Below are 13,211 nucleotides of genomic sequence, written 5' to 3'. Positions count from 1 at the left end.
GTTTTACCACAATAATACAGCTTACATTTTTCACAGTGTAATATTGGAATTTCTTTTTTTCGAGCGGATATATATTTTCCATAACTTAGTTTTTTTCCACATTTAGAGCATTTAGGTTCTAATATCTTTACTGCATTATTAGCTTTTTTCTTTCCCATTTATAATTACCTACACATCAACAAAATAAACGCACCAACAATAAGGACAATTACGCCAAGTAATTCATTATATGCTCCAACAGCACTGCCAACAATGATCCATATTAAAAATCCACATCCGCTATTAGAACTACCTCCACCGCCATAACCACGCGATCCTTAATTCTTTTCATCACAATCACATCCGTAGCCTGTACAATTTCGTCCATGCTCTCCATCATGAGGAAAATTGTTGCTCATATGTATACCCCCCTGTATGATTTAAACTTGCAATCGTATATTAGAATTATACCATAGATTAGATGGAATTTGTAAAAAGAGAGCTAAATATTTTAGCTCTCTCAGACTGTAGATTAAATATATTATTAATTGCTAAGATACACTGTCACACGATAACCACTACCTTGTTTTTCACAAGCTGAATAAATTTTTGTTTCCAAATAATTTCCAAATCCATTCTTTGCTTGACACCAACCTTTGACAATATACTTTCCATTTTTCGGATGTATACTATATGAAATTCCTTCGTCATTCCATTCCGGAAACATTGCTGTATTTTTATATTTCAATTCTTTCTTAGCTTCAGCCTTAACAGCCTCCCACAATGCTGGTTTTAATTCATCCAGAACTTCTAGTTGCTGTGACTGACCTTCTGTTTCTCCCTGTACCTGTGCAATACTCTGATCCCATACACCATTAGAATCTACATAATAACCATCTGGCGTTGTAGTATTCTTTAAAATTGCTCCGCCATTGCCAGCATAATAATATGTTCCGCCAATATTGATCCACTGATTTTCTACCATCTGTCCATCAGCATTGACATAATAAAGACTACCATCATCCCCAGAAACAAATTGACTAAGTGCCAGTGTCCCATTCTCATTCAGATAGAACCAGCTTCCACCGTCCAATTTCCATGCATTTGTCATATAAGAACCATTATCCGAATAATGCCACAAACCATCATCCGTCTTCTCCCATCCTGCAAATGCCGGAACTGATGCCAGCAGAGACAAACAACCTGCTACAGCAAAAGTTTTCAATAATACCTTCTTCATATGATACCCTCCTCCAATTTATTAGAAATTTTGCTTTCTTACATACAATTTTACTATATATTTAATTTTTGTCAACTAAATAAATATTTAATCAACCAATAGAATACATTAATTATAGTATCATGGCAGCAGGAGGTATTCTAATGGTTGATTTTGGAAACACATTAAAGACTCTGCGCCTACGAGATAATCTGACACAGGCACAGCTTGCACAAAAACTCCAGCTTACAAAATCAGTTATCAGCGCATATGAAACAGGCTTACGTCTACCATCCTATGATGTGCTGATCCAGATTGCTAAAATATTTAATGTTACCACGGATTTTCTACTTGGAATTGAGCGAAGACATGAACTAGATCTTTCTGGTCTGACACAACCAGAGGTCGATGCTCTACTGAATCTCATAAAAGCTATGAAACAAAATTAATTCTTCTCTCCTGCTACCATACTAAAAAAACGTAAAAAATAGGGTATACCGGATTTTTCTATCCAATATCCCCTATACTTCATTTCTTTCCTTGTTAAAATTTTCATCACTCGGTCACTTTTATTTTACCGAGGTGTCAGAACCGTCACACCTCTCATCGCTCTGTCACTTTTTGTTTACCGTCCTGTCGGAACAGTCACAGGACTCATAATGTGATGAAAAAGGATATAATTATCCTCATTAATATTATACCCAAAAGAAGTATCAAATGCAACATAAATTTTGGCATATAACATATTCCAAATTCATCTACTATTTTACAGCTTCAATCCATGCTTTTTTCGCATCCTGTGCATTCTCAATCGCGGATTCTAATGTCTCGCCACAAGTAATACATCCGGGCAAATCTGGATAGGAAACCACAAATCCACCCTCATCCTTATCTTCTACAATTTCCATACGATAGGACATTGCCATATAATCATTCAGCGTTTTCATTATTCTTCGCCTCCTGCCTACATTCTAGGTGGTGTCATATATGGTGTCAATATCTTTTATCATATACCACCCCAAAACGGCGAAAAAAGGCATATCAGATATATTATCACATCCAATATGCCCTTATGTATTATATCTTCACTTCAGTGCACTAAAGCATTTTACCAATTTTTATTGACATTGTTATATCTTTGTCATACTCTATCACACTAAAGTGATCTATTGATATTATTACGTTTTTTAATTATTCACTTTAGCAAACTAAAGTATCTATTTCTAAGACACCTTAACCTTCCAATTCTTCATAGCATCATACACACAATCTGGGACTTTCCCCCTACTCTTCTCTGCCAGTTCATCAATATAATTCTTTTTACCCTCAATTACACCTTTCTTGGCTTCATCTTCTGTATCATATATACCCAAGTCAATTTTCTTATTTAAAATCATTATACTGACCTCATACTTCCCATCATCATTCAGAGTGGTGTTAGGTGCTTCTCTGTCCTCAAATACCGTATTCAGATAATGAGAAAGAAATGAACACGTTTCTGGACTGTATATATTAGCTTCATTGCACAGAAGATCCTTATCAAGATCAATCGCATTTCCCGGAATATAATGTTCATCATACCAGATTTTAAAATTGGAAAAGTTCTGCCATTCATCACAGACTCTTGTATTTTTGTAATATGGCTTGTACGCATGAATCTTTGAGTTGTAGCATCTCTGGATCATGTTTGTCCATCTGTTATATGCATCAGAATAATAGTCAACATCATCTGTCCCCAGATAACCTACTCCTTCAAAACTCCGGCGATAATACCAAGGATTCCAACCGTCAGCCTTATATTTCATATCATTCACAATCTTCATGATCCTATCTTCTGAAATTGTATCATTCTTCAAATATTCAGTTTCAATGGCTTCATACTGCGTTTCCGTCACAGGATAGAGGTTCTTATAATAATTGTCTTGTCTATCGCCGTTACGATGGTAGCAGGCGATATTATTCTTCATATCTTCATTCACAATAAACGTCTGAATCACTAGATCACACGCTCTGACTTTGAACTTCTTATATCCCCACTCTTCTTTCTTCTCGTTGTATACATTCTTATTGAGAGTATAATATAACTCCTTATCTGCTCTGGAACAGGTGGATTTAAGCAACTGATAGCTGTCCTGTCTCTTCTCTATCACTCTGCCATAATTTGATACCCATGTATCTTTATAATCAAGCAGTCGGGCAAATACTTCATCTGATGCCATTGATTCTATTCCAGACACGGATTCTGGTAAAATTCTGGATGGATGAACAGCCTTATATTTCCTAACCGTTCTCATGGATTTATCAGACTTATATAGAGTGATACCTTTTTCATAGAAATTTTGTTTACGTGCAGTTAGCATTTTATCCTTAAAGCATTCATTACAAACGTGATATGTATGTGTTGTCCATCCTATTGTTTTGGTTCTAAACTCACTCATCCGCAATTCCCGACCACATTCTTTACATACTCTTGTTTCTTCTAAATTTTCAGTTTTATTAATATTAGACATAGTTATTAAATTCCTCCTTGAATAAAAATAAGACGGCTTATTTCAGCCATAGACAGAACGCAAGAACAGCGTTCCGATAAATTTGAACAATAAAAAAGGCAGTATGATTTCATACTGTCCCAATTACTTATATGATATTAAATTTTGAAATATTTCTTTGAATTATTCTTTATGTTTTGCTCTATATGTTTCACATAGAGATTTATAAAAATCTGTCACTTGGAAAACAATAAACGTATTTCCTGTTATGGGATGATTCCCACAACCAATTACTTTTGCTCCCTGTTTGATGATCCAGTTACACTCTGGAATATCGTAATTGTAATGTACATTTATGTGCTTCATTCACTCTCTTTTTTCTCCTTATCTAGGCTACTACATCAGATGCAATAGAAAAATCTAACATTTCTTCGATCGTATTCCCATTTTGGGAATCTGCTTCAAGGTAATCATATTCATTAAAAATACTCATATCAATATATTTTGGTTCATCCGCAGAATAACCTTTCTCCACATTCAAATCATAATCCCTTTTTAATCTTTTATTTTTGTCTACTGCATAAGCATAAAGTTCTCTTATTTCATCTTCTGAATACTCTTTCATTTCTGTAGCAAAATAATGTAATTTTTGTCCCAACGAACGATTCTTGTTCGCCCTTTCTGTCTTTTTATTCTTATTAGCTTCATTATACTTATATCCATGAATGTTCTCTGAATACGCTTCCGCTAATGCTTTATCACACCATCTGCTATATGTATTAGGTATCTCTCTTAATTCACCACTGCCATTATGTGCAATGCCTTGAAAGAAATCTTTATGTCTTATGATAAACATAATTTTATTTTCTTCTAAAATCTTATTAAAAGTGATAACCGTAGGCTTACTTATAGATATTAGATTTGCAAAATAGTCCAATCCCATTCCACCAAGTTTTCCTTTATATTTACCCATATCCTCACTTCTATTAAAAGAACCGATCTGACAGGTAAAATACCGAAGCAACTTATATCTGTCAAAATTACCACTAAGATTCATTATTTTATGCATTTCATCCTCTGATAAATCAGCGAAGAATCCATCATCTTTTTTATAATATAAATTTGTCAAATTCAAAACCATCTCTGACTTGCTGTATGTTGTTTCAATCTTAATCATTCTTTTATTTAGCAATTCTTCCAAACCATTTTTAATCGCAGTCAATTCATATCTGTTAGGTACACGTTTGAATATAGAATGTGCAATCATATTATAAGATATAAAATATTCCACTTTATCCATTTGCATAATATTCCTAAGTCCACACCATACAACAAATGCTTGATCGGATAGTTCTTTGTTCTCTGTTATTTTCTTAATAATAAATAAATTTTTCATTCCATTCGCTCTTTCGTTCTTTAAATTTTTCTTGGAGTAAAAGTTGCAACATTTTTTTGTTGGGCAAAGGCAGTTACACTTCAAAAACTACAACACTTTTTTGCTGGAACTTTTACAGTATAAATAATACATAATAATAAGTAAAAGATAATATTTTTCACTTCTATCGAAGTTGAACTCTTATCTATTTGATTTGTGCATAATATTCTTCTACTGCATTTTTTAATTCTGGTGTATTCTTAAACAGCCAGCAATTATATCTAGGGTTATACTTATCAGCAATAATCTTCTCATAGTTAAATCCCTTTTTTAATAAGAATCCACACAATTTCATTCTTCTACATAAGTACATAATTTCGTTCTCCTTTTCGTCTTTTGATTTACACAGATCAAGTTGTCTATGCTGAAGCACATACAATATCCTTCTCTACTATATTCACTTTTTCATTTTTCAAAAGTTATCACTTTTAAAAATCATTTAATATGTCCTTCTCAAGAGACAAATTTGAAATATCTCATCCCAAGATCCAGATTCTTGTCCGCAAGGACAACTTAATATGTATTACTCAAGGAGTGACAACTTTTCATCTGATTATATTCATTTTTAATTCTTCAACCGGAATAGAGCGCGAAATTGCGCTGAATCATGATTTAGACTTACCCTTAGATTCTGATTGTTTTTGTTCCGCTTTCTTCTTTTTTCTATTTTGATAATAGGTCTGATTATAGATTCTTTTCCTAGCTTTCTTTTCTTCTTCCAATCTTTCTTTTCGTTCTAATGACTTCACAACTGCTTTATCTAGCTGTTCTCCTGCTGTGATAATTACTTTCTGGTGTCCTTGCTCTTGAACAATCTCATCCTTATATCGGTTGTATCTCAGTCTGTCCTTCGTCATTATGGGGGTAATTGTGAGGATTCCTTTCAGAGAAATAGATTTATCTTCTTCTACTGCTTCTGTGATTACTTCTCCTAAAGCCAGTAACATTAACTCAATATCTTTCTTCCAGAATCCGGTTTTTTCTTTTATTTTGGAAACTATTTCTTTTTTATAGACTTGACCCGTATTAATTTTGTTGTACATCGTGTATCACTCCTTTTCTTCTTTTAGCTGTGGTAGCAGGTTCTTATAGGCTTCATATTTGACCTGTGGTTGGATTTTATTTGATTCATTGGTAAAGTTACTGTCTAATGTGTAAAGTGGTTTAAAATTGATTCTGGTGCGTTACAGAGGCATATATGGATTTTGATTGGGATAATAGATTGATTTGTCCTATCTCATGTGATTTGAAACATGGATTTCATCGGGTTCAAAAAACGTTGGTATATAAGGGAAAACTCGTTGTGTTTTTTGGGTTTTTTGATAATTTTAAGGAATTTTGATGAATTTAGGATAGATTTTACCAGAAATGGCATGAACTAAGAAATTATGATGGATGCTCAACACCGTTTTATCATTGAGACTCGGATACCATTTTGGTACTTGAGATGGGGTAGCAAAATGCGACACCCTTTTGGCATAATATGAGAGTTTTTCTCAAAACTGCGAAAAATCTACAGGCGTAGCAATTTGCGACTCCATAGGAAGTATTACGGTCTTTTTGTAAGGGAGTAGCGAAACATGACACCCTTATTTGATTCTGTCTGAAGTTGGTTCCGTCCACATGGACGCATATGGGATTTCCCCCCACATAAAAATAGGGACTATCCATCGCTGAATACTCCCTATCTTTATTATTTACAATTCAAACCGTGAAAGTTGGGATGGAGAAGAAATCTTATCTGGCATTACATATTCCTTCTCATCCAGCGTAGATAAAGCTAAATCCTTTTCTTCCTGTATGATATGATAATATACACGTTCTATCGTCTTTGTGTCAGCCTGTCCTACAATACTTGCTATTACCATCTTGTCTATGTTCTTTCTACACAGCAGAGAAATAAATGTATGTCTAAGGGTATGTAGACCAACCGATTCTTCTATCTCTTTTATTCCGCTGTTCTTACAGATCAGATTAAATGCTCGATGCAGGTTGTAATAACTGACCGCTGGTGCGTGTAGTCCTGTTGCAAAAATATACTCATCTTCTGAATCTGGTTTCTGCAATTCTTTCAAACGTCTCAAATGGTACAGTGCCTTGGAGATAAGATATACTTTTCTGACACCAGCTTTTGTTTTAGGCTTGTCTTTTTTCTTGATCCGCTGTCCTGTTGACTGCATATTAGCATCTCGCTTCAATTCGTAGGATTCTGCTACACTGACATTCAAATATCCGTTTTTCTCATCTATATCTTTCCATGTCAATGCAACTGCTTCTCCAAAACGTAACCCTGTGTACATGATAAAGATCAGTCCTTCTCCAAATTTGTATCTTGGCTTTCCTGTAGACCAGATTACGGATGCTTCATGAACGAATCGTTCTATCTCATCGGGTGTAAAGCATCGAATATCTTTCGTCTGATGGACAGATACCTTATTTACATCCACTTCTTTAGGTTTAACCACCGTAGTCATAGGATTGTTATTCACATCCTTTGAATAGTAGTATCGAAAGAACCGATCTAACAACTCATACGTCTTTTTTACCGTGGAATATGAGTATTTCTTCATCAGCTCCGATAGAAAGTTCTGGATCACTTCATCCGTGATGGCACGAATCTGGATATTGGCAAAGCTGGTTTGTTTAAGAATCTGATTCTTCAATGTGGATTCTTCTCTGTCAAATGTCCTGCCTCTCTTATTCAGATAGTTGAATTTGTAAAACCAATGTTTGATGGCATCAGCAAGAATTACTTTGTTCGTCAGACGCTTTCTATTTAATGAAAATACTGGTCTTTGTCCAATCTGCCATTCCTGCAAGGTATCTACTTCTTTTTTTCGCATAGCATCTATTACATCTTCAATGCTATATCCATATGCAGAAATTCTTTTAGATGTACCATCTGGCAATGCCAATGTTTTCTTGTACTCCAAGTAACAAGTAGCCTTATTTTTCCATGTAATCTTTCCTTCCCCTCGCGGTAACTTCATCTTCGCAAGTTTTTTGTCTGTGGATTCGATTTTCTTTTCCAATTCTTTCTCCGTCATAAGCAACACCTTTCTCAACAATATAATGAAGTTCTTGGTGTTCCAAACATCACATAGGAAAAAGACATTGTAGAAACAGACCATCAGTACCAAATATTAGAACTGTCACTGAAAATGTCACTGATTCTAAAAATCCTTTATTTTACAATACTTTCAGGGTGTTCGTCACGGTCTCCAAAACCGTTAATGGGGGTTCGAATCCCTCTTCCCCTGCTTCTAAAGGCGTCAGTGATTCAGAGATGAGTCATTGGCGTTTTTTTGTTTTTTTTAAACATTCAAGTCGAACGTCCATGAGACTTGGCGCGTGATTCTGGTCAGAGAAGCTGACATATTCCTATCAGAATCACTGCGCATCCTCGCGGAGCTTTATCTCAGTCGGAGACCTAACTCCCACTGAGACAAATTTGCTGTTACTCACATTACGCTAATATTATTTTTCTTAAATTTTCCCAAAATCCAAGCAACCTACAGCAGCCCAATCGCCTCCCGCACATTTGCCACCCCTTCCAGCCGGATATCCGACCTTGGTTTCAATTTACTGACATTGACCATCGGAAGAATGCATCTTGTAAATCCCATCTTGACTGCCTCATGGACTCTCTGCTCTGCCATCGAGACGGCGCGCACCTCTCCGGAGAGTCCGACCTCGCCAAATACGATCGTTTTCTCGTCCAGCGGACGGTCTTTATAGCTGGAAATCAGCGCCATCACGATCGCAAGGTCAAGCGCCGGCTCGTTCATCTTCATGCCGCCTGCAATGTTGACATACGCATCGTACCCGGACAGGGCATAACGGCATCGTTTTTCCAACACTGCCATGAGCAGGTTCACACGGTTGTAATCGACGCCCGCTGCCGTCCGCCGCGGCAGTCCGAAATTCGTCTTTGACACCAGTGCCTGCACTTCCAGAAGAATCGGGCGGGTTCCCTCCATCGAGCAGGCAGTCACCGCACCGGATGCCTCCGCCGGGCGCCCTTCCAGCATAAATTCGGATGGATTCGGCACCTCCGCCAGTCCTTCCTCCCGCATCTCAAACACGCCGATCTCATTGGTCGAACCGAAACGGTTCTTCACTCCCCGCAGAATCCGGTAGGACGCATGGCGATCGCCCTCAAAATATAGCACTGTATCGACCATATGTTCCAGCATACGCGGTCCCGCCACAACGCCCTCTTTCGTCACATGACCGACGATAAAGACTGTCACACCCAGTCCTTTTGCGAGCTGCATCAGGACGCCGGTGCACTCTCTTACCTGGCTGACACTGCCCGGTGCGGAACCTGCCGCCTCGATAAACATGGTCTGGATCGAGTCGATCACGACTACATCCGGGCGTACCTCCCGGATCACCTCCGCGATCGTATCCAGGTTCGTCTCACTCAAGAACGAAAGTGGTCCGCGCACCGTCCCGATCCGGCTTGCCCGCAGTTTGATCTGTTTTAATGACTCCTCGCCGGAGACGTATAAAACCTTTTGTTCCTGTCCTGCCAGGTTCCGGCAGACCTGCAGAAGCAGGGTTGATTTTCCGATTCCCGGATCTCCGCCGACCAGCACCAGGGAGCCACGCACCACGCCGCTTCCAAGCACCCGGTCAAGTTCTGCAAATCCGGTTCTCGTCCGATCCGTATCGGAAAGCTCAATTTCATCTAAGCTGACCGGCTTTGCCTGCGCGCCAACCCGTTTCCCCGGTGCCGCCGTCAGCGAAGCCGCTGCCGCATACCGCCCTGCTGCCGTACCGGATGATGCCGGTGCGGACGGCGCTTCCACCATCGTATTCCACGCCTTGCACGCCGGGCACTGCCCCATCCATTTGGAAGATTCATAACCGCATTCCCTGCAGAAAAATCCCGTTGATTTTGCCTTTGCCATGCTGATTCCTTTCCAAACACTTCTTCTCATATTTCTTATTACACAAAAAGCCGCTGCATGGCGGAAACCGGCTTCCGGCGCACACGCCCGCCATTCCTGCCATGCAGCAGCTTTCATCTCACGCATTGTAACTTGTACGTAACGTTTTGTTTTTCTTTTCCTTATCTGGCTTCAATCCGGATTGCGGTTGCCTTGCCCGGGTTCAGCTCCACGCTCAGTACCAGTTTGCCGCTGACGTTGGTCTTCATGCCGCCGACCGATACACCGTCTACATATACCTCATACTCACGCTCATCCTCTAACTGAATGGTAATCTGAGCATCCTTCTCGCCCTCAACCGAAAACTGTACGGAAGTATCTCCCGCCTGGAAATGATTGACTGCCGTGCCCGGTACCGACTCATATACGAACATTCCGTTGCGCTCCAGCTTGGTAATCTCGCCGAATGTTTTTACCTTATAAAGATCGCCCTGAAATTCAAAATCCTGCAGCTTGGACTTTGCTGCTAACATATAATTGCCAAAACTGATGGTTCCGTCATCCTCGATGCGGATTAACTCGCTAACTACTGGCATAATGCTTTATCCTCCTAGTATCCTTTTAATCAATATCGCAACTGCTCCGCACTTACACAGTTACTCAGTAGTATCATTTTAACACACTTCGACCGGGTTTACCAGTCTTTTCGTTTCCTGCCCTTTATCCTGCCCTTTAGACCGTCTCAAATTTCAGCTGGTCGCCGTCTTTTTCAATCCGAACCTCTGTTTTTTTCCGGATCGTGCCTTCCAGAATCTTCTCGGAAAGCTGATCCTCGATCTGAGTCTGGATCGTCCGGCGCAACGGTCTTGCACCATATTTGGAATCATATCCCTTGTCTGCCAGGAAATCGATCGCATCATCTGTGATCGTGAGCGTCATCCCAAGCTGATCCTTCGTCCTTTTCTCGATGCCGCGCAGCAGAATGCCCGCGATCGTCTTGATATTCTCCTTCGTCAAAGGATGGAATACTAAAATCTCGTCGATCCGGTTTAAGAACTCCGGCTTAAACATCCGGCGCACTTCCTCCATCACGCGCTCTTTCATAAACGCATAATCCGCTTTCTCACCGCTCTCCGACGAGAATCCAAGCCGCTTCGGGGAAATAATATTTTCAGCGCCCGCATTGGAGGTCATAATCAGAATCGTGTTCTTGAAATCCACCTTCCGTCCCTGTGCGTCCGTAATGTGTCCGTCATCGAGGATCTGCAGCAGAATGTTAAATACATCCGGATGCGCTTTTTCAATCTCATCAAAGAGAATAACCGAATATGGATTGCGACGCACCTTCTCGCTGAGCTGTCCGCCCTCCTCGTAGCCAACATATCCTGGCGGCGAACCGATCATCTTGGAAACGCTGTGTTTCTCCATGTACTCCGACATATCAACGCGGATCATCGCATTTTCCGTGCCAAACATCGCCTCCGAGAGTGCCTTGGAAAGCTCTGTTTTTCCGACACCCGTCGGCCCCAGGAACAGAAACGAACCGATCGGCCGCTTCGGATCCTTGAGTCCCACACGACCACGGCGGATCGCACGCGCCACGGCGGATACAGCTTCCTCCTGTCCGACCACACGCTCATGCAGAATGGACTCCAGTTTCAACAGCCGCTCTGACTCTTCTTCTGCCAGCTTGCGAACCGGGATCTTCGTCCAGTCAGAAACAATGTCCGCAATCTCATTTTCACCGACCACTAACTTGCGTGAATTTTTCTCTTTTTCCCATTTTTCACGAATCTTTTCAATCTTTTCCTGCTTTTTCTGCTGCTTCTTCTTGATCTCACCGGCTTTCTCGTAGGCTTCAGCCTTGATCGCCTCTTCCTTCTGGTCTTCGAGTTTTTTGATCTCCGCTTCGAGCTTTTTGATCTCCTCCGGCTCCGTATATACAGTCAGACGCAGCTTCGAGGATGCTTCATCGATCAGATCGATCGCTTTGTCCGGCAGGAAACGGTCATTAATATAGCGGGCAGACAGGCGCACCGCTGCCACCAGCGCCTCATCCTGGATCGTTACCTTGTGGTGCTCCTCATAGCGGCTGCGAAGCCCCTTCAAAATCTCGATGGATTCCGCCTCCGTCGGCTCATCTACCATAACCGGCTGAAACCGGCGTTCCAAGGCCGCATCTTTTTCGATGTATTTGCGGTATTCTTCCAGCGTCGTCGCACCAATGAGCTGAATCTCGCCCCTCGCCAGCGACGGTTTCAGGATATTGGAGGCATCGATCGCGCCCTCCGCGCCGCCTGCACCGATGATCGTGTGAATCTCATCAATAAACAAGAGCACATTTCCACTCTCCCGCACCTCGGCAAGTACCTTCTTAATCCGCTCTTCGAACTCACCGCGATACTTGGATCCTGCGACCATGCCGGACAAATCGAGGCTGACAACCCGCTTTTTCGCGATCGTCTCCGGTACATTGCCGGAAACAATGAACTGTGCCAGACCTTCCACAACCGCCGTCTTTCCGACGCCTGGTTCCCCGATCAGGCACGGATTATTCTTCGTCCGGCGGCTTAAAATCTGAATAACACGTTTCATTTCCCGTTCCCTGCCGATGACTGGATCGAGCTTTCCGTCCCGCGCCATCTGGGTCAGATCCCGGCTGAAATTGTCCAGATTCGGTGTATTGCCTTTCTCCGGGCGCACCCGTCCTGCTGCCGCATCTTCCGCTGCCTCGGACGGCGCATCATCGCCCATAGCCCCCATCAGATCCACATATAATTTCTGAATATTAACATTCATTGTATTGAGTAAACGGCACGCAGTTGATTTTCCATCCTTGATGATAGCAATCAGGATGTGCTCCGTTCCAATCAGAGGCGCTTTGAAAAAAACCGCCTCATCATAACTCGCCTGCAGTACGGCACGCGCCCCCGGCGTATACTCAATCTGTCCCTCTACCTGAGTTGCCACTGCCGGGCTTATCAGACGCTCCATCAGTTCCATGACACGCTCTTCTGTCACATCATGTTCTGCCAGAACCGCTGCCGCCACGCCAGTTTCCTCTTTTATCAGTCCTAAAAGCAGATGCTCCGTCCCCACATAGCCGTGTTCCAGCTCCTGCGCTGTCTCGACTGCCAGACGGATCGCTTCTCTGGCTTTCTGAGTAAAACGATCGATCATTTTACTGTTCCTCC

At 41.2% G+C, this 13,211-nt stretch carries 10 protein-coding genes and 1 pseudogene; 1 reads left to right on the top strand and 10 read right to left on the bottom strand.

From position 1 onward, the window contains the following. Positions 1-523: 523 nt before the first annotated feature. Positions 524-1,219 (bottom strand): hypothetical protein, encoded by a 696-nt coding sequence (locus tag DWZ16_RS14305; RefSeq protein ID WP_118523096.1) that lies wholly within the window; start codon positions 1,217-1,219, stop codon positions 524-526. A gap of 143 nt (positions 1,220-1,362) precedes the next feature. Here DWZ16_RS14305 and DWZ16_RS14300 point away from each other — a divergent pair, with 143 nt between their 5' ends. Beyond that, complete coding sequence (locus DWZ16_RS14300; protein WP_118523095.1) at positions 1,363-1,647, top strand: helix-turn-helix domain-containing protein; 285 nt, start codon at positions 1,363-1,365, stop codon at positions 1,645-1,647. A gap of 321 nt (positions 1,648-1,968) precedes the next feature. Here the strand turns inward: DWZ16_RS14300 and DWZ16_RS14295 are convergent. The 9 genes and pseudogenes from DWZ16_RS14295 to DWZ16_RS14255 all read right to left on the bottom strand — a co-directional run. After that, positions 1,969-2,145: pseudogene (locus DWZ16_RS14295) on the bottom strand (type II toxin-antitoxin system HicB family antitoxin); the annotation flags it as partial. 276 nt (positions 2,146-2,421) lie between these two features. Beyond that, positions 2,422-3,708 (bottom strand): hypothetical protein, encoded by a 1,287-nt coding sequence (locus DWZ16_RS14290; RefSeq protein WP_118523093.1) that lies wholly within the window; start codon positions 3,706-3,708, stop codon positions 2,422-2,424. A gap of 367 nt (positions 3,709-4,075) precedes the next feature. After that, positions 4,076-5,083, bottom strand: a complete 1,008-nt coding sequence (locus DWZ16_RS14280) for a hypothetical protein (RefSeq protein WP_118523091.1) — start codon at positions 5,081-5,083, stop codon at positions 4,076-4,078. A gap of 184 nt (positions 5,084-5,267) precedes the next feature. Continuing rightward, positions 5,268-5,435, bottom strand: a complete 168-nt coding sequence (locus DWZ16_RS15600; RefSeq protein WP_182427379.1) for a DUF5659 domain-containing protein — start codon at positions 5,433-5,435, stop codon at positions 5,268-5,270. A gap of 292 nt (positions 5,436-5,727) precedes the next feature. Continuing rightward, entirely contained in the window at positions 5,728-6,165 is a 438-nt protein-coding gene (locus tag DWZ16_RS14275; protein WP_118523090.1) for an HU family DNA-binding protein, read from the bottom strand. A 654-nt stretch (positions 6,166-6,819) separates the two neighbouring features. After that, positions 6,820-8,169, bottom strand: a complete 1,350-nt coding sequence (locus DWZ16_RS14270; protein ID WP_118523089.1) for a tyrosine-type recombinase/integrase — start codon at positions 8,167-8,169, stop codon at positions 6,820-6,822. Between the two features lie 465 nt (positions 8,170-8,634). Beyond that, positions 8,635-10,038, bottom strand: a complete 1,404-nt coding sequence (gene radA, locus DWZ16_RS14265) for a DNA repair protein RadA (protein ID WP_117795810.1) — start codon at positions 10,036-10,038, stop codon at positions 8,635-8,637. Positions 10,039-10,199: 161 nt separating this feature from the next. Then, positions 10,200-10,613, bottom strand: a complete 414-nt coding sequence (locus DWZ16_RS14260) for a hypothetical protein (protein WP_022359635.1) — start codon at positions 10,611-10,613, stop codon at positions 10,200-10,202. Between the two features lie 136 nt (positions 10,614-10,749). Beyond that, positions 10,750-13,197: an ATP-dependent Clp protease ATP-binding subunit gene (locus tag DWZ16_RS14255; RefSeq protein ID WP_118523088.1), complete on the bottom strand. Its 2,448-nt coding sequence runs from the start codon at positions 13,195-13,197 to the stop codon at positions 10,750-10,752. Between the last annotated feature and the right edge of the window lie 14 nt (positions 13,198-13,211).

The sequence above is a fragment of the Clostridium sp. AF29-8BH genome (assembly GCF_003478145.1).
GTDB classification, from domain to species: Bacteria; Bacillota; Clostridia; order Lachnospirales; family Lachnospiraceae; genus Otoolea; species Otoolea fessa.
Note: the sequence above shows the minus strand (reverse complement) of the source record. Positions and strands in the feature narration are given on the sequence as shown.

What these genes read in the sequence shown, in the direction of transcription:
- DWZ16_RS14305 (WP_118523096.1), bottom strand. Translation starts at nt 1,219, where the DNA reads ATGAAGAAGGTATTATTGAAAACTTTTGCTGTAGCAGGTTGTTTGTCT.
- DWZ16_RS14300 (WP_118523095.1), top strand. Translation starts at nt 1,363, where the DNA reads ATGGTTGATTTTGGAAACACATTAAAGACTCTGCGCCTACGAGATAAT.
- DWZ16_RS14290 (WP_118523093.1), bottom strand. Translation starts at nt 3,708, where the DNA reads ATGTCTAATATTAATAAAACTGAAAATTTAGAAGAAACAAGAGTATGT.
- DWZ16_RS14280 (WP_118523091.1), bottom strand. Translation starts at nt 5,083, where the DNA reads ATGAAAAATTTATTTATTATTAAGAAAATAACAGAGAACAAAGAACTA.
- DWZ16_RS15600 (WP_182427379.1), bottom strand. Translation starts at nt 5,435, where the DNA reads ATGTACTTATGTAGAAGAATGAAATTGTGTGGATTCTTATTAAAAAAG.
- DWZ16_RS14275 (WP_118523090.1), bottom strand. Translation starts at nt 6,165, where the DNA reads ATGTACAACAAAATTAATACGGGTCAAGTCTATAAAAAAGAAATAGTT.
- DWZ16_RS14270 (WP_118523089.1), bottom strand. Translation starts at nt 8,169, where the DNA reads ATGACGGAGAAAGAATTGGAAAAGAAAATCGAATCCACAGACAAAAAA.
- radA (WP_117795810.1), bottom strand. Translation starts at nt 10,038, where the DNA reads ATGGCAAAGGCAAAATCAACGGGATTTTTCTGCAGGGAATGCGGTTAT.
- DWZ16_RS14260 (WP_022359635.1), bottom strand. Translation starts at nt 10,613, where the DNA reads ATGCCAGTAGTTAGCGAGTTAATCCGCATCGAGGATGACGGAACCATC.
- DWZ16_RS14255 (WP_118523088.1), bottom strand. Translation starts at nt 13,197, where the DNA reads ATGATCGATCGTTTTACTCAGAAAGCCAGAGAAGCGATCCGTCTGGCA.